This window comes from Nostoc sp. DedSLP03 (genome assembly GCF_034530815.1).
Taxonomy (GTDB): Bacteria; Cyanobacteriota; Cyanobacteriia; order Cyanobacteriales; family Nostocaceae; genus Nostoc.
Genome location: NZ_JAVRCK010000004.1, coordinates 59,961 through 77,307 on the forward strand (window position 1 = coordinate 59,961; position 17,347 = coordinate 77,307).

Sequence of the window (17,347 nt, forward strand, 5' to 3'; positions counted from 1 at the left end):
GCTGATGCTAAAACCAATATCCTTCTTACATTAATATAGATATATTTCAAGATATCTTGACTTTTCCCAGAAGTCCCTTTGATGCAAAACACTCGTCTCAATAACTTGTTCGATGGCATTGCTACACGCTTTGGGCAATGGTTTTTAAATCCTTGGCGACGACTATCGTTGCTGATAATTAGTTTTTTGTTCGGTTTTTTTCTAGGAAACGCGGCTTCCACAACAGCTGGACAACGGGCAGAGTTAGACATTGTAGTAGCTGGTTTTTTAGTAATGTTGACGGAAATTACCAGTCGGATATTTTATAGTCGCAGCTTTTTGGAAAGGCGATCGCTCTTGATAGACTCACTAAATCTCCTCAAGGTTGGTTTCATCTACAGCCTGTTTCTCGAAGCTTTTAAGCTGGGATCGTAGTCAGATGGAGAATTTATGAATTTGTGGCTGAGTGTTTTGGCAACCAATGGGATGGGGGAAACTTGGAAGCAGGAAGCAAGAGAAGCAGCACTGGCAGATCGGTTAAGGGCTAAAGCTTTTGGGATCGCGCCGGAAAATGTTGATGAAATGCTCGAAAGGCGATCGCATTTACTAAAATCTGTCTTCCCAGCTTTTAGCGAATTCTGTCAAGTGACTTTCCAAGTACAACCCCAGGAAATGTTACAGATATTGTGGGACTTGTGGCTGCCTTTGGGGATCAAACTAGCATCGCAGCGCCAACAGTTGGGACGCCCCCTGATTCAAGGAATATTGGGAGTACAAGGCACTGGTAAAACCACAATGTCCAAAATTCTCATTTTGATTCTCGATCATTTGGGATACAGGACTGTGAGTTTATCTTTGGATGACTTGTATAAAACTTACAGCGATCGCTTGGCTTTAACACAGCAAGATCCCCGGTTAATTTGGCGCGGCCCCCCAGGAACTCACGATATAGACTTAGGCTTAAATATACTAGATCAAATCCGTGAGTTGCAAAGCCCGGTGATGCTTCCCCGTTTTGATAAATCAGCTTATGGAGGTGCTGGCGATCGCACTAATCCAGAAATGGTTACGGATGTAGATATTGTACTATTTGAAGGTTGGTTTGTGGGTGTGCGACCAATCGACCCTGATTTCTTTGATACTGCACCGCCGCCAATTGTCACAGATGAAGATAGAGCATTTGCCCGTGAGATGAATCTTCGCCTCCACGATTATTTACCACTGTGGGAGCGATTAGACAGTTTAATTGTGCTGTATCCCACTGATTACCGCTGTTCTTTGGAGTGGCGCAAACAGGCAGAACAACAAATGATTGCTGCGGGAAAATCGGGGATGATTGATGCACAGATAGAGCAATTTGTCAATTACTTTTGGCGATCGCTGCACCCGGAATTATTTATCACGCCGTTGGTAAGAGATGCAACAATGGTTGATATGGTGATTGAGATTAATCCCGATCGTAGCTTTGGTCAAGTGTATTGCGATCGCACTTAGGGCGTTAGTTCTCAAGCAAATCAGCTAAAAACACTATACTTTGCTTAAAGCGTGATTTATCCTACTCCATCAATGCTTTTAAAGCTGACAAATTGCTTTTAAAACTTGTAGCAACTGACTTGAACGCTCTCTTTCCATTAAATTTAATTCTGGCAACAGATAATAAATAGGGGGATTTCTTTGTTCAATATAGACAAACTGATAACTTCTACCATTAGTCGTTAATCCCCAAACTGATTTTTGATTATCTAAATTTTTATAAGCATAAGTAAGTAGCTGAGGCAAACCTGTTGATATATCAACTTGACAGTTTTTAGATTCAATCAACAGTACCCAAAAATATGTTTGAGTTTTTGTAGTTTTAGCTTTATTAACAGCTAAAATATCAAACCTTCCTTTAATTTTTATATCTTCATCTTCAACTTCAATATCAGCAATATTCTCTTCCAAAACAATCTCGATCGGATAGCGATAAAAACCAGCTAATCTTAGTAAAGGTGCAACTGCAAGAAACTTTACCTGACCCTCAGAAACTTTACCTATTGTTAGGTATCTATCAAAGTCATCCTGAATTTGTTTTAGTTCCTGCTGTTCTGCTTCAGTGAGAGGTTCCAAAGATAAGTAGTTAGAAAATGAATCATTGTACTGTCTTTGAAAACCAAATAGACGATGAACTTCTTCTAAGGATAAGTTACGAGCGTTGAGAATTGTCATATATTTTTGGTTAATTCAGGTGCAACTCAATCCAAATTCCCTATATAAAACCTATTTTAACCCCTGGCTGATTACATAGAATACAAACAATTGGTAGGGTAGCACAGCTGTGATACCCTACCGTGAAGCAAATTCAATCTAGCTTGACTACTACAGAGTAAATGGTTTGCGATTACGATCTATCAGACGATCCCATTGCATAGTTAAAGTGCTTCCCATTTTTTCCTGTTGTTTTGCCCACACCGATAGTAAGTCTAGACAAGAGTGATCTATATAAGCCAAGTCTTGCATATAAACATACAATTCACTTCCTGGAGGCACAAGTTCTAAAATGTTCGCCAATTTTGGTAGCCTTACAAATGTTGCCGCACCTTGTAAATAAATGTCTATTCGCTGATTATCTTCGTGCTTAATAACTTGGATATTCAGCACAGACATTTTGTGAATTAGTAAAACTCCTGTCAACAGAATACCAATTAAAACACCTGTAATTAGGTCAGTAACAACAATCCCGATTAAAGTGGCAGCAAATATTACCAGAGGAAAACGTCCATACTTTTTTAACTGGCGAATATGTTCTACTTCGATTAGTTTGTAACCAGTAACAACTAGAATTGCTGCCAAACTAGAGATGGGAATTATTTTGAGCAAGGTTGGGGCTGCAATTACTAAAATTAACAGCCATAAACCGTGAAGCATCGTTGATAATCTAGTTTTAGCACCAGCTTCTACGTTTACAGAACTGCGGGCGATCACTCCTGTCATCGGCAAAGCACCCAAGAACCCACATATAACGTTGCCAATTCCTTGGGCTGTTAATTCGCGATCGAAATCGGTTCTTGTCCCGGTATGCAATCGATCTACTGCTACGGCTGAAAGTAAACTTTCTGTACTAGCAATAAATGCGATCGCGATCGCATCTAGCAAAACTGGTGCCTGAATTAAGCGTGGTAAGCTGGCAAGTGTTGGTAATTGAATTGCTTGTGCTAGATTTCCAGGTACATCAACATACTGAATCGGTAATCTACACACTGTAGTGATGATGGTAGCAATGACAACGCCGACAAGCGCGCCAGGTATCAACTTTAAACTATTGGGTTTAAATTTTTCCCACAGCAGAAGACTGATAATAGTTGTTACACCTATGAGTGCTGCAAGGTGATGAACGTTACCATCAATAGAAAAGAAAGCGTTGTAAATCGTGTTGGGAATCGAAATTAAATTCTCAATGCCGTGTATCCGCGGTTGGTCGTCTAACATCACATGAAATTGGGAAGCGAAGATTAATATCCCAATACCTGCAAGCATTCCATAGATGACAGCCGGTGACATGGCGCGAAACAACTGACCAAGTTTAAATATACCTGCGAGTAATTGGATTAAACCTGCTAGGAGCAGAATTGGCCCAACCATTTCAATGCCATATTGTTGAACTATTTCTGCAACAACCACCGCCAGCCCTGCTGCTGGGCCACTAACTAGCAGTGGAGAACCGGAAACCGCACCAACAATAATTCCGCCTACTATTCCTGTAACTATGCCGCGAGATGGCGGAAGTCCCGAAGCGATCGCAATACCCATACAAAGAGGAAGGGCGACAAGAAACACCACAAATGATGCCGGTACTTCACTAGTCAATGAGGATTTGTCTATGATTGCTTTCAAATTTCTCATTTGCTTCTCCTCTTATGAAAAGTTTTTAATTTTTGGCTGCCAAGGTGAACTGTTACAATGCAGCCGAAACTAGACTTGCATTGAATAGTTCAAACCTATTCACTGAGTTTTCATTGCAACAAAATTGTACGGGCATACTCAGCCCTGAAATAGCAAGCACAAAATCATTAAGTTAAATTGACTTATGGTTATAGTTACTATTTACATTTCTTAATGATTACAAGTCCATGATAACAATACTGTTATCTGATTGATGTTACATAACTTTTTTATTGGATTTGTAGCAAAGTATTAAGTTAAATTAAACAATGGATTAGAATTATCTTGAAAAAAGGTATATTAGAACACATTTTATTAAGTTGAATTTTCTCTTAAGGATTTTAATCCCCAACTGCTACCTATCCCAAAAAATTAGCTTGCCAAGCATATTGATTATCATTCTCAGGATTTTGAGAAATTATTTTTGAAAGTCTCTTAGTGCTTGATGGGATTCATCCAAGCTTCTAATCGGCTAAATGCTTGGGAAGAAAGTAACGTCAAACACAAATAAACCACTGCTACACCTGCGTAAATTTCAAAAGCGCGATAGTTATCAGCAACAATTAGCTGTCCTTTACGTAGTAATTCTTCAAACCCAATCACAGAAACTAAGCTAGTATCTTTCAACAAACTAATAAACTCATTACCCAAAGGTGGAATCATCCGCCGGAAAGCTTGGGGAAAAATTACATAACTCATAGTTTGCACAGAACTCAAACCTAATGATTTTGCTGCTTCTGCTTGTCCTGGTTCAATTGATTGAATTCCAGCACGAACAACTTCGGCAATGTATGCAGCGCTATTCAAACTTAAGGCAATTACCCCAGCACTGAGACGATCGAAAGAAAATGTCCAACCAAGTTCTTGTAAAATTGCTGGTAAACCAAAGTAAATCATAAAAATTTGCACCAGCAAAGGCGTTCCTCGAAAAAAATCTACATACGCCCTCGCCAACCAACGCACAGGTGCAATATGAGAAAGGCGAACAATACCAATTAAGCAACCGCCAATTAAACCAAATACTACCGAAAGTATTGTCAATTGCAACGTTACCAATGCACCCTGCAATAGACTTGGAAAAGCCTGCAATATCACCCTAATTGAAGTTAATATTTTAGATACGCCAGCGTTAGTTTGATTTTCAAATGGTGATTTAGCTGGTAGTGATGGTGGTTCAACTTTAAACCATTTCTGGTAAATTTGGGAATAAGTGCCATTTTTCAGCACTTTATCCAAGCCATCATTTATCAATGTTAGATTTGGCGAGTTTTTAGCTGTAGCAATTCCATAAAACTCCTCCGTCAGCAATTTCTGTACTACTTTAATTCCCTGAAGATTGCCTGTATTAATTGCATATAAAGTTACAGGTGCATCATTAATTACCGCATCTACATTACTGTTGAGCAATTCTTGCAGGGCTAAGGGTGCTGAATCAAAACTGCGAATTTGTACCCCAGGAATAGTCTTAGCCTTTGCAGCCCCGGTTGTGCCAATTTGTACTGCAATTTTTTTATTTTTGAGACTGTCAAAACCAGTAATATCTTGATTGTCTGCACGAATTGCGATCGCTAACCCAGCCTTAAAATAAGGACGAGAAAAAGAAACCGTTTTTGCCCTCTCCTCAGTAATCGTAATCGAACTAATGGCGGCATCTACGGTTTTGGCTTGCAAAGCGGGGATAATGCCATCAAAAGGCAGACTTTGAAAATTCACTTTAAAGTTAGCAGAAGAAGCAATTGTATTCATCAAATCAATGGAAAACCCCTGCAACTCGCCACCTTTTCCTTGAAACTCAAAAGGTGGAAACGCCGGTTCCGTAGCAATCCGCAAAGTTTTCCCCGCGCTAGAGTTTACAGCACAGCCAGCCAGTAACAAACAACTAAAACCTACGAAGACACATAAATACAGCCAACGCATAAAACCAACTTTAGCCATATTATTTTCTCTCCTTCTGTGCCTTTGCGGTTTCTTAAAATATTACAATCAACTGTAGAGCAGCTTGACACAAGTAATGGATAATACCATCCCTGCGATTATTTTTGAGAATATCGAAAAAAACTTTGGTTCCCTAAAAGTCCTCAAAGGAATCACCGGCGAAATCAACCGAGGAGAAGTTGTGGCAGTTATTGGTTCCTCCGGCTGTGGTAAAAGTACCCTACTACGTTGCTTCAACCGCTTAGAAACCATTGACAAAGGGCGTTTAATCATCAATGGAATTAACTTATCCCGGCCCACTGTCAACTATAGCCAACTGCGGCAACTACGAACACAAGTAGGCATGGTTTTTCAACAGTTCAACTTGTTTCCCCATCTCAGCGTCTTAGAAAATATGACACTCGCACCGCGTAAAGTCCTGGGTAAAACACCAAAAGAAAGCGCCCAACTAGCGAGATTATATTTAGAAAAAGTTGGTTTATCTGACAAAGCCTCTGCTTATCCCGAACAACTTTCTGGCGGAGAAAAGCAACGAGTAGCGATCGCTCGTAGTTTATGTATGAATCCCCAAATCATGCTATTTGACGAACCCACCAGCGCTCTAGATCCCGAACTCGTCGGTGAAGTTCTGCAAGTGATGCAACAATTAGCCACAGAAGGCATGACAATGGTGGTTGTCACCCATGAAATGCAATTTGCAAAAGAAGTAGCCCATCAAGTGATATTTTTAGACAAAGGTATTGTCACAGAACAAGGCCCAGCCTATGAAGTGCTGACCAATCCCCAAAGCGATCGCCTACGTATTTTCCTAAGTCGCCTCAACGTTAGATAGTTAGGAGTTAGGAGTTAGGAGTTATAAATTAAAAGCTTCTTTTGGACTCATCACTCATTACTCATTACTCATCACTCTTTAAAGGTACTCACGCAAAAAATCAAAGGGATCGTCTTCCCAACAAGGTTCAGGTATTAACCAAAATAAACTACCGCTGATGTCGGCTTCAATTTCATCACCGTCGTCTCTATCAAACAGTTCTATCAAAGCTGTCCAATCACGTTCTCTGAGAGATGTTATCGATGGGGCATATAGCTGGAGATTATTTGAGTAATTCACGCGCAAAGTTGTGCTTAACAGCCGTAAAAAGTTAGTATAAAAGTTTATAAATAATCAGATTCTAGCTTTGACAATCGCAGTTATACCAATTCAAAATATAAAAAGTCTGATTTAATCTGGCTTTTTAGGTTTGTATCGATCGCATTCTTTTTTTAAATGAGTATTAAATAGTTATTTTAATACTATTAAATATGGACTACTCTTATAAGTGTCTCATAATTTAAATAGGACTGCTATAGTATTTATTACATATTACAAGCGGAATTTACTCAGATAGGAAAAACCCTTGAGGCTGAGATTCTACTAATTCCACGCCAAAGACTTCCGCAAAAGATTGTGCTATGTAAAAACGCACTTCTTGGCAGGTGATACCTGGAATCCATTCGGCTAAACTGCCTACAGGTTTGTCAGAAATACCGCAGGGTACAATGCGCTCAAAGCCTGTCATGTCTGGACAAACATTTAACGCAAAGCCGTGCATAGTAATCCAACGGCTGACTTTAATACCAATAGCCGCAACTTTTCGCCCTTGCAACCAAACGCCAGTAAAAGCCGGAATTCTTTCTCCTTGCAATCCATAAATTGCCAATACGCGAATTATTACTTCTTCGATTTGCCGCAAGTACCAATGGAGGTCTTTACGATAACGTTGCAGATTTAAAATTGGATAGCCCACGAGTTGACCGGGACAATGGTAAGTAACCTCGCCGCCTCGTTCAACTCGATGCACATCGTATTCACCTTTGTCAATATCAAATTTGAGAAAGTCTGAGTTGCTTCCTTGTCCCAGAGTGTAGACAGGTGGATGTTCTAGCAAAATTAACACGTCATCTAGACTTGGGTCATGAATGCGATCGCTTAGAAGCGATCGCTGCCATCCATGAGCTTCTAAGTAAGGCATTAATCCTTGATTATACAGCAAACAAATGTTTTTTTGCGATCTATTACTATGGATCATCCCAAAATTCAACCGTATAAAGAACTAAATATATTTCAAGTTACCTAATGAGAATCAAAAATTGTCAAGCTTTGCAAAGGATTTTAAAGGAAAGTCAAGGGAAGATGCATTAGAAAAAACAAAGTGCTAGCTTGAATATTAACCTCAATAGGTTTTAGGAGGAATTCTCTGCAATAAGCATTATGCCAAGACAATAAGGAAGAATGTACTGGCTGATGACTTTAATATCATTGTTTGCATTTCAAACAAAATCAAACTTCCACAGAACCTTGTATTCTTGAACAACAGCAAGCAAACCTCAATCCAATACAGAAGGAGCAAATATCAACAGTTCTGTTAAGCATTCCTTTAAAGGAAAAGGTAGTCATAGGAGCTACAATTAGATTTTCTCAACTCTTGAGTGCTAATTGGATATACAATAAGACATCAGCGCAGAGATGAGGAGGTAAATCAAGGGTATACTTGACAATTCCTCAGATGCAGCAACCTGAGAGATAGCTTAACAGCAGTAGATACAATATAGTTCACAATTTGTTTTGGCGGGAGTAATAAACCTTACCGCAATTTCTTTTCATACAAAGCAAATTCACACATCTAAAATATTCAGCGGGAGAGTATTACATGAAGCTTGTCATCCACGGCAAAAATATTGAAATCACCGATGCGATTCGTGAGTATGTACATCAAAAAATTGAAAAAGCAGTTAGTCACTTTCAAAGCATTACAAATGAAGTAGATGTGCATCTTAGCGTCGCCCGGAATCCCCGAATTAATCCAAGACAAGCGGCTGAAGTAACTATTTATGCTAATGGTAGCGTTATTCGTGCCGAGGAAAGCAGCGAGAGCCTATATGCCAGCATTGACTTAGTTGCAGATAAAATTGCGCGTCAACTGCGGAAATATAAAGAACGGCGTCAAGACCACAAAACTCATGCTCAACCAACAGAAGTGGTTATTCCAGAGTCGATAGTAACAGATTTAATTGGCGATCGCACCGCAGAATTGCCCAACGAAGTCGTCCGCACCAAATATTTTTCTATGCCGCCCATGACTGTTGCAGAAGCTCTAGAACAACTGCAACTCGTGGGACACGACTTTTATATGTTCCATAATTCTGAAACTGGAGAGATTAATGTAATTTACGAACGTAACCACGGCGGTTATGGTGTCATCCATCCCCGTAATGGTAACGGGAATACTAACGGCAAAAATGGCAAGGCAAGCCATACTAATATAGTCATGCCGGAAAAGTCACATTCTAGTAAATAGGCACTGGAGAATAGTGGAGATGAGGTGAGCAGGGGAGAAATTGCAGTAGGTCTTTCCCCTCTCTACCTCTGCCTCTTCCAACGTCCATTTGATCATTTCGCAAACTTTTGCCAAGTTTTCAGATATTTAGAAAAGATTTTCACTTTAAAATAGCAAACTTATCCATAACTTTCTAGATGATGTCTGCACAAGCTAGATAGTAAAGATTGACAGTTTCTCTAGTTTCTAAGTAGACATCAGACTTTTGTGTTGTACTGCGCAAAATATAGCCACATCTGCTTCACTTTGCATCCATAGTACCGAAGGAATTTTTTATCGAACATCATTCAGGAGTCAGGAGCAAAGCCAAAGAAGCTCCGCCTCCGGTAGAATATAGCCCAATACGCTTGGGTTAAGCAAATTTATCTGTTAAGACAGGCTGTTCTTGAGCAGGGGAGGTAGGTGAAGCAGGGGGAGAGAAAAAAGCTTAACTGAACTGTATCGGAATATAGCCCATCACATGACAACTCATACTTTTTATTTATCCAACCCTATTTTTAAGTTAGATACAAAATTTGAGAAAGTTGTGAGCAAATATTTCAATTAAACAGTTTTTTCATCTATTAAAAATAAATTTTCAGAATTGATTATTCAGAATAGGTTAAACTGCATATATAAACTGACAGAATATTAGTACCATTTTGCAACGAATCTTAATGTACAGGTTAAGAATAAATGGGTTTTGTTGGCATATATTGAATGACATTAAGGAGGTAAATATCATGCAAAAAGAATATATGGAGATTTTAGAATCATTAATTAATCAACTGACATTATCCGCAATATTAGAAATGTTAGAACGAATTTGTCACAAAAAAGCGGAAAATCTGAGAACTCATTGGCAAGATGAAACTTCAGCAAAGCTTTGGGATAAAGCTGCTAGACAGATAGAACAGATAAATGTTGATGTCTGATTGAAGAATAATTCAGAATTCAGGAGTCAAGTTTATACCCTTATTGCATGACCAGAAAGAAAAAGGTACAAGCCCCTAAATTTATGGAGAACAAAAAAATGTATTTCGAGATACGTAGTCAAAAAAATACTATGTCAGTTGACTCAAGCCCCTAAATTAATTTGTGGGGATCAAAAATTATTGAATTTTGAATTTTGAATTTTGAATTTCCCGAAGGGGTTGACTTTGCTATCAATTGGGAGTGAAAAATCACGAGACCATTCATTCCAAGAGCCAAAATAATTTCTAGCAGAAATTCCTGCCTCTTCAAGGGCTATTAATGTATTCGCAGCCCTTGAACCCTTAAAGCAGTAAATGTACACAATTGACTTTGAAGTAATACCTACTGACTGACAAATTTCTCGGATTTCATCTGGCGATCGGAACGTAGGGATTTCTGATTCAGAATTCATCAGATGATGCCATTCTAACCATATAGAGTTAGGAATTCTACCTTTGCGGGGACAAAAATCAGGATGGTAAGGAGAAGAACTTAACCCAAGCCATTCGTTGCGATCGCGCACATCTAATTTAATAATTGCTGGATTCTCAATTGCTTGCAACATCTCTGTGGTAGTTACCATGATGTCAGCATTGGGATGCAATCTAAATATGCTGCTTTCACGCTTCGGTACTTCATCGGTAGTAGGTAATCCTGCCTTGAGCCATGCTTTATATCCTCCATGTAAAATAGATACCTGAGCGCAACCCAAATATTTCAGTAAGAAAGCTGCTCGACAAGATTGACCATAACCTTTATTTAAAGCATCTTCATACACAATTAAATGTTCTGCACCAGATATTCCTACCTTGCTCATGATTTCTGCAAAATACTCTTGCAATTCCTTTAATCCTGCTGGGGAGGAATTCTCTAAAAGATAGGTGAAAAAATCTCTAATATTTATGGCTTGATAAATATGAGAAATATCATAATCTTCTTGACTTCGCGTATCGATAATCACAGTCTGGGATGATTTTTCTGCTAACAGTGACGTGACTTCTTGAGGAGAAATGAGGAGTTTTTTATTCACGCTTTCATGCTTCTGTTATTGTACCATTAGGCATTATCGCCCTTGGTAGATTTGCATTTTGGAGTGCAAATTACAGAAGAATAAATGTTGAATGTTACGAGAGAACTTGCATTGCAGAATTTTCAGTCAGAATTTCGGCACTAATTAGCGTTAAATGTTCATCACGCTCTACTTGCAGCAACCTTCTAAGAGGATGTCTGAGAAGTATCAAATATTTATTGATCCCCCCTAACCCCCCTTAAAAAAGTAGGGCTGATTCATTCCATTTCAAACAGGATTTGTCAAGATGGTTAGCGATAAAAATTGTAAGTGAGAGTGAGAACCAGATGAACTTTTAAGCACTTGAACACCAGTAAAATTGTTCATTTTCTCGCCACGTTGGTAACAAAACAATCAATCTTTAATCGCTAGAACCCTTGATTTTTAAAGCTATTTAGGGAATGAAACAGCCCTGCCTTAAAAAAGGGGGAATAAGAATCTTAAAGTCCCCCTTTTTAAGGGGGATTTAGGGGGATCTCCAAGGTTTAGATGTATATAAAATAACTTTTCAGACATCTTCTAAGTAGTTCAGTTTCTAAACCGTGACATTGGTAGCGATCGCTAACTAGCATTGCAAACTCAGCTTCATTTGTACCAAGAAAAATTTTGGCAAAGGTATTGTTTCCAGTAAAGCTTGCAGGTATGAAAAACTTGACTTCTAATTTGTCGCTCTATATTTTTCGTGAAAATCGCTCAAAGCCAGTTCTGCAATGGCTCAAATCGAGCAAATTCCGACTCTAGCTGCCATTGAATCCGCGCGCGATCGTTCTTGTGCAAAAAAGCATTGCACCCTTGAGAAACAGACGTTTCACCAGGGGTATCGCTTGCACAAGCTGGAACCATTGCCTTAAACTCAGGTGACTTCCAGAGACTATTTCCCGGAGCGAAACTATATTCTAAGCTATTGCGAGCCAGTCGCTTGAGGTCTTTATATCCCAGTCCATATCTCGTTGCCGCTAACAGATATTCATGACTCAAATCAATCCGGGAAATGCCTTCATCATCTGAAGCAAGGGTCATTGGTACTCCAGCCTTCCAATACTCCCTAAAAGGATGCTCATCTCCCTGGACATTCAAAATGACCTGATTACTCGTCAGGCAGATTTCGAGCAACACGCCGAGTCGCCGCATTTGCTCCATCAACTGGAAAGGACGCTCCTCAAAAAGAATATCCACGCCATGTCCGATGCGAGATGCCTGTGCCACTTCTACAGCTTGCCGAATATGAAAACGTAAATCCTCTGTCGGAACCAACCCCAGAGTTAACTCTCCTGCATGGAGTGCGACCTTGACATCGGGAAATTGGCGTTTGAAAAATTGCAGCATTTGCATTTGCAGGGTGTAGTCGCGCAGTGCAATCGGGTTGTCTTCTGGGGCGACGAGATTGATGCCAACTACCCGCGAATCTGATGAAGCTAGTGCAAAGGCATAAGCTAACTGAGCAAACACTTCAACAGGCGACTTTGTTCTTGTCGTTTGCTGCAAATAGCGCACCGTCACTGCACATCCAGGCTGTGCTGATGGAGTGCCGCAACCGAGTGTTTTCGAGACTTCGCCCTCCAACTGTGCAAATTCCTGGCTGCCCAGTGTCACTAGCTTGGTTAATCCTCGTTTGAGCAATTGACGGTGCATCTCTTGCAAATCTTTATTCCAACCAACTTCACGCCCTAGCTGTCGAACCTCACTGCCCTGAACGGTAAGCATTAACTCTAGATAATTAATATGCTGCGAAGCTGCCCGATTTGCTACTGACGCGACCATATCATCCCGACGGCTCATAGAGTCTGAGATTGTCCCAAAACCACTAAAAGCTTCAAAAAATTGGTCGTGTCCGGATTTACCAGCAAATTGGAGGTTGCGAGTAGACCAACGATTTATTAGAGAATCATAAATAGATGTTCGGTTTAACAATTCTGAAGCTGGAAAATAACTACTGTCCTGACCGCAAGCTTTAGGTTCAACTAAAACCCCTACCTTTGGATTCACACAATACCCATCGGTAGCTGCCCACTCCAGATAGTGTTCTGCGTACACAGCCCCGCTGAGATGACTGTGGATATCTCCTCCCTTCGGCATTCGCTGTACAAATGCTCGTAAAGCGCCTGACTGGGCGCGATGGGCTTCAAACCAACTAGCAGCTTGAGCTTCACTCCGAGTCGAGGATTGCTGCGAATTAGATGGGACTTGGGCTGCTACACTGAAGATAAAACAGCTAGAACTCGTTAATACTCCTAAAAATAAATAATATAAGGGCGTTCGTCTATGCATATAGATTTATTTTTTTGTAAAACATGGCCAGTATGAGTGTAGTTATCATGCTGTTTAAAACCATCAACTATCAATCTTTATAAGCCAAATAAACTATAACCTAAGATAGATACGTATTAATTAATTTTATTTAGTTCAATCTGAACTTATCATTTTTTAACATTAATATTGCCAGCACAATCCGCCGCAAAATCTCCAACTAAGAACTAGTCCATGCGATTGCTTGTCTGCGACACGCACTTACGTTCGTAGTTCCTCTTCTCTACAAGACGCGGCGCGTAGCTTGCTTCTCTGTAGGAGTACGCAATGATAGTTATAGGACTTACGCACGATTTACGGAATAACGAACCGCAGAGGCGCAGAGGACACGGAGAAATCAGAGTTTGAGAGATATTTTGCGTAAGTCCTAAGTTATTCTCTCAGTGCAAAATAAAAACTGGGATGCATTCCTTAATAACTCTATTGCATCTGGAGATTCATTCAGACTTAATAATGGTATTAACTGATAAGTTCTAGATGAAAATGAATGTAAACTAAATAACTCAGCAATTTTTATCTAGCTTAACGAAAATCTAAACAGCGTCTAGCACAACTAAGCTAAAAATAGTTTTCAGTAACAATACCGCTCGTAAATGTAATCATGGCTCAACCAACTATAGAATCAATCCTACAAGAAAACCGCCTTTTTCATCCTAGCTCAGAATTCTCGCAGAACGCCCATATCAAAAGTCTGGATGACTATCAGCGTCTCTACGACCAAGCCAAAGCCGATCCGCAGCAATTTTGGGCAGATTTAGCTGGAAAAGAATTAGAATGGTTCCAAAAATGGGACACAGTATTAGATTGGCAACCACCTTTTGCTAAGTGGTTCGTTGGCGGTAAGATGAATATTTCTTACAACTGCCTTGACAGACATCTCACTACCTGGCGCAAAAATAAAGCCGCATTGATTTGGGAAGGAGAACCAGGTGATTCCCGTACCCTTACCTACGCCCAACTGCACCGGGAAGTTTGCCAGTTTGCCAATGTATTGAAGCAACTAGGCGTACAAAAAGGCGATCGCGTTGGTATTTATATGCCAATGATTCCCGAAGCTGCGATCGCCATGTTAGCTTGTGCCCGAATCGGTGCACCCCATAGTGTGGTATTTGGTGGTTTTAGTGCCGAAGCTTTGCGCGATCGCTTAATCGATGCTCAAGCTAAACTGGTAATCACGGCTGATGGTGGTTGGCGCAAAGATGCGATCGTTCCTCTCAAGGCACAGGTAGATAAAGCCTTGGCTGATGGTGCTGTTCCCAGCGTTGAAAATGTCCTAGTTGTCAAGCGCACCGGACAAGAAACTGATATGCAGTTGGGCGGACGCGACCATTGGTGGCATGATTTGCAAAAAGGTGTATCAGCAGATTGTCCCGCCGAACCGATGGACAGTGAAGATATGCTGTTTGTCCTCTACACTTCTGGCAGCACCGGCAAACCGAAGGGTGTAGTGCATACAACTGCTGGTTATAATCTGTATACCCATATCACCACCAAGTGGATATTCGACCTGCAAGATACAGATGTATATTGGTGTACCGCCGATGTCGGTTGGATTACGGGACACAGCTACATTGTCTACGGCCCGCTTTCCAACGGTGTAACCACGGTGATGTATGAAGGTGCGCCCCGGACTTCTAATCCTGGCTGTTTCTGGGATGTAATTGAAAAATACGGTGTGAATATTTTTTATACTGCACCTACGGCAATTCGGGCATTTATTAAGATGGGCGAACAACATCCGAATGCGCGAAACTTGTCTTCGTTACGTTTGCTGGGAACCGTCGGCGAACCGATTAACCCCGAAGCTTGGATGTGGTATCACAAAGTTATTGGTGGAGAACGTTGTCCAATAGTTGATACTTGGTGGCAAACGGAAACCGGCGGTATCATGATTACACCGCTACCAGGAGCAATTCCCACTAAACCCGGTTCGGCAACTTTTCCTTTCCCTGGAATTATTGCAGATATCGTGGATTTAGAAGGAAACACCGTACCCAATAAGGAAGGTGGTTATTTGGCAGTGCGCCATCCCTGGCCAGGAATGATGCGGACAGTTTACGGCGATCCAGAACGCTTCCGCCGCACCTATTGGGAACACATTCCGCCCCAAAATGGGAACTATACTTACTTTGCTGGTGATGGCGCTAGACTTGATGAAGACGGCTACTTCTGGGTAATGGGTCGTGTGGATGATGTACTGAATGTCTCAGGGCATCGACTCGGTACAATGGAAGTAGAATCAGCCTTAGTTTCCCATCCAGCAGTTGCAGAAGCGGCGGTAGTGGGTAAACCGGATGAACTTAAGGGTGAAGAAGTAGTGGCTTTTGTGACTTTAGAAGGCACTTATCAGGGAAGTGAAGAACTGAGTAAAGAACTCAAGCAGCACGTTGTCAAAGAAATCGGTGCGATCGCACGTCCGGGAGAAATTCGCTTTACAGACGCTTTGCCCAAAACGCGATCGGGTAAAATTATGCGCCGCTTGCTGCGGAATCTAGCTGCTGGACAAGAGGTATCTGGAGATACTTCTACATTGGAAGATCGGGGTGTGTTGGATAAGTTACGAGAAGGTGTGTAAATAATTCCAAATTAGCTTAATAAGGGCGCATATATATGTGCGCCCTTACCGTCTCTCTTGTGAGGCATTACGCGCTAACGCAGACCAATTTATCATAAAGATTAGAACATTATTGAGGCATTCAGGGCGATGAAGGTGAAGTGCAAATCCAAATCAGCATTTGTTCAACCTATTAGCTGCATGATGCTGAGTATTATCAGTGTAATGGGAATATCACCATTAGTCTTAGCGGTTCCTAGACAAGTTTCTTTGCATTCGCCAGAACAGTCTGCACAGAGACAACCACAAAAAATAGCACAAGCTTCAGGTACAGATACACCAGAGCGATCGCAGCTAATCCAACAAGCTAATACTCTGTATAGTCAAGGAGACTTTAAAGGTGCAGAAGAAAATTTACGCCAATTTATTAAAAAATTCCCAGAAGATGCTTTTGGGCACTTTCAATTAGGAAACGTGCTTTTTCAGCAAAAAAAATCAGAAGAAGCAATTAGCGCTTATCAAGAAGCCATTCGCCTTAAGCCAAAATATGCTCTAGCCTACAATGCAAGCGGTATGGTTTACGCAAGTCAAAGTCGCTGGCAAGAAGCCATTACTGAATATAAAAAAGCTCTGGAAATTAATCCTAATTATGGCGAGGCACTGACTAATTTTGCACTAGCAATGTGGCAAACAAATAAAAAAGATGAGGCGCTATCTTCTTTAGAAAAAGCTTTAAATATTTTCAAAGAGCAGAATAGAGGTGAAAAAGTTAACCAAGTAGAACGAATTTTAAAAGAGATCAAAACTGCTGAGGATACTGGTGTTTCATGAAAATCATAGTTAAGAAGAGTTGCTGCGATCGGCTTTAAAGATGCTTTGCTAGAAATGCGATCGGGTATTATGCATCTATTACTGCGGAATTTTGCATTTGGTTTGTAATGATTGTGGGGTGGGTTAGCCCACCCTCTAAAAAGTATCGAAACAGAATATTGTATTGTAATGAATGAAATATTTCTGTTAGCCAGAGAAACTGTAAGAGTGATTTTTCACATGGACGGGAGATACACAAGGGTAATCTGGGAACGTTCGGAAAATACTGCATGGGCAGGCATAGGATGGATTTTTGATATACCAACTGATGTAATACCATACGATTTACGAGCAATAGGTTCTCATTTTCTATTGTCTATAGTTAAGCCGAATGCGAAGGATTGTGAGGATATAGAAAATATCCGCAGTAATCGTAATAGC

The 17,347-nt window shown here is 40.6% G+C and carries 14 protein-coding genes; 7 read left to right on the forward strand and 7 right to left on the reverse strand.

The window, feature by feature from the left end:
- Positions 1-81 precede the first annotated feature (81 nt).
- Positions 82-414: a DUF565 domain-containing protein gene (locus RM368_RS03065; RefSeq protein ID WP_322692686.1), complete on the forward strand. Its 333-nt coding sequence runs from the start codon at positions 82-84 to the stop codon at positions 412-414.
- Between the two features lie 15 nt (positions 415-429).
- Positions 430-1,473, forward strand: coding sequence for a glycerate kinase (locus RM368_RS03070; RefSeq protein WP_322692687.1), 1,044 nt, complete (start codon positions 430-432; stop codon positions 1,471-1,473).
- Between the two features lie 78 nt (positions 1,474-1,551).
- Here RM368_RS03070 and RM368_RS03075 read toward each other — a convergent pair whose 3' ends face one another.
- The 3 genes from RM368_RS03075 to RM368_RS03085 form a co-directional block, all read right to left on the reverse strand.
- A complete protein-coding gene (locus RM368_RS03075) occupies positions 1,552-2,187 on the reverse strand; it encodes a restriction endonuclease subunit R (protein ID WP_322692688.1) in 636 nt (211 codons plus the stop codon).
- Between the two features lie 150 nt (positions 2,188-2,337).
- Complete coding sequence (locus tag RM368_RS03080; RefSeq protein WP_322692689.1) at positions 2,338-3,861, reverse strand: SulP family inorganic anion transporter; 1,524 nt, start codon at positions 3,859-3,861, stop codon at positions 2,338-2,340.
- Between the two features lie 474 nt (positions 3,862-4,335).
- Entirely contained in the window at positions 4,336-5,835 is a 1,500-nt protein-coding gene (locus RM368_RS03085; protein WP_322692690.1) for an ABC transporter permease subunit, read from the reverse strand.
- 76 nt (positions 5,836-5,911) lie between these two features.
- On the opposite strand from RM368_RS03085, the gene RM368_RS03090 reads away from it, so the two are divergent.
- Positions 5,912-6,667: an amino acid ABC transporter ATP-binding protein gene (locus RM368_RS03090; protein WP_322692691.1), complete on the forward strand. Its 756-nt coding sequence runs from the start codon at positions 5,912-5,914 to the stop codon at positions 6,665-6,667.
- Positions 6,668-6,745: 78 nt separating this feature from the next.
- On the opposite strand, the gene RM368_RS03095 is transcribed toward RM368_RS03090, so the two are convergent.
- Both RM368_RS03095 and lipB read right to left on the reverse strand, forming a co-directional pair.
- A complete protein-coding gene (locus tag RM368_RS03095; RefSeq protein WP_322670805.1) occupies positions 6,746-6,946 on the reverse strand; it encodes a hypothetical protein in 201 nt (66 codons plus the stop codon).
- A 265-nt stretch (positions 6,947-7,211) separates the two neighbouring features.
- Positions 7,212-7,904: a lipoyl(octanoyl) transferase LipB gene (gene lipB / locus RM368_RS03100; RefSeq protein WP_322692692.1), complete on the reverse strand. Its 693-nt coding sequence runs from the start codon at positions 7,902-7,904 to the stop codon at positions 7,212-7,214.
- A gap of 621 nt (positions 7,905-8,525) precedes the next feature.
- Between lipB and hpf the strand changes: the two genes are divergently transcribed.
- Together hpf and RM368_RS03110 are read left to right on the forward strand one after the other, a co-directional pair.
- Positions 8,526-9,173, forward strand: a complete 648-nt coding sequence (gene hpf / locus RM368_RS03105) for a ribosome hibernation-promoting factor, HPF/YfiA family (RefSeq protein ID WP_322687893.1) — start codon at positions 8,526-8,528, stop codon at positions 9,171-9,173.
- 761 nt (positions 9,174-9,934) lie between these two features.
- Positions 9,935-10,126 (forward strand): hypothetical protein, encoded by a 192-nt coding sequence (locus RM368_RS03110; protein ID WP_292860261.1) that lies wholly within the window; start codon positions 9,935-9,937, stop codon positions 10,124-10,126.
- A 170-nt stretch (positions 10,127-10,296) separates the two neighbouring features.
- On the opposite strand, the gene RM368_RS03115 is transcribed toward RM368_RS03110, so the two are convergent.
- Entirely contained in the window at positions 10,297-11,196 is a 900-nt protein-coding gene (locus tag RM368_RS03115; protein WP_322692693.1) for a sulfurtransferase, read from the reverse strand.
- Positions 11,197-11,928: 732 nt separating this feature from the next.
- A complete protein-coding gene (locus RM368_RS03120; protein WP_322692694.1) occupies positions 11,929-13,503 on the reverse strand; it encodes an adenosine deaminase in 1,575 nt (524 codons plus the stop codon).
- A gap of 640 nt (positions 13,504-14,143) precedes the next feature.
- Here RM368_RS03120 and acs point away from each other — a divergent pair.
- Positions 14,144-16,117, forward strand: coding sequence for an acetate--CoA ligase (gene acs / locus RM368_RS03125; protein ID WP_322692695.1), 1,974 nt, complete (start codon positions 14,144-14,146; stop codon positions 16,115-16,117).
- Between the two features lie 129 nt (positions 16,118-16,246).
- Positions 16,247-16,927 carry a tetratricopeptide repeat protein gene (locus RM368_RS03130; protein ID WP_322692696.1) on the forward strand — a complete coding sequence of 227 codons (681 nt, stop codon included), beginning with the start codon at positions 16,247-16,249 and terminating at the stop codon, positions 16,925-16,927.
- Positions 16,928-17,347 lie beyond the last annotated feature (420 nt).

Excerpts from the sequence above, each read along its gene's own strand:
- RM368_RS03065 (WP_322692686.1), top strand. The coding sequence starts at position 82 with ATGCAAAACACTCGTCTCAATAACTTGTTCGATGGCATTGCTACACGC.
- RM368_RS03070 (WP_322692687.1), top strand. The coding sequence starts at position 430 with ATGAATTTGTGGCTGAGTGTTTTGGCAACCAATGGGATGGGGGAAACT.
- RM368_RS03075 (WP_322692688.1), bottom strand. The coding sequence starts at position 2,187 with ATGACAATTCTCAACGCTCGTAACTTATCCTTAGAAGAAGTTCATCGT.
- RM368_RS03080 (WP_322692689.1), bottom strand. The coding sequence starts at position 3,861 with ATGAGAAATTTGAAAGCAATCATAGACAAATCCTCATTGACTAGTGAA.
- RM368_RS03085 (WP_322692690.1), bottom strand. The coding sequence starts at position 5,835 with ATGGCTAAAGTTGGTTTTATGCGTTGGCTGTATTTATGTGTCTTCGTA.
- RM368_RS03090 (WP_322692691.1), top strand. The coding sequence starts at position 5,912 with ATGGATAATACCATCCCTGCGATTATTTTTGAGAATATCGAAAAAAAC.
- lipB (WP_322692692.1), bottom strand. The coding sequence starts at position 7,904 with ATGATCCATAGTAATAGATCGCAAAAAAACATTTGTTTGCTGTATAAT.
- hpf (WP_322687893.1), top strand. The coding sequence starts at position 8,526 with ATGAAGCTTGTCATCCACGGCAAAAATATTGAAATCACCGATGCGATT.
- RM368_RS03110 (WP_292860261.1), top strand. The coding sequence starts at position 9,935 with ATGCAAAAAGAATATATGGAGATTTTAGAATCATTAATTAATCAACTG.
- RM368_RS03120 (WP_322692694.1), bottom strand. The coding sequence starts at position 13,503 with ATGCATAGACGAACGCCCTTATATTATTTATTTTTAGGAGTATTAACG.
- acs (WP_322692695.1), top strand. The coding sequence starts at position 14,144 with ATGGCTCAACCAACTATAGAATCAATCCTACAAGAAAACCGCCTTTTT.
- RM368_RS03130 (WP_322692696.1), top strand. The coding sequence starts at position 16,247 with ATGAAGGTGAAGTGCAAATCCAAATCAGCATTTGTTCAACCTATTAGC.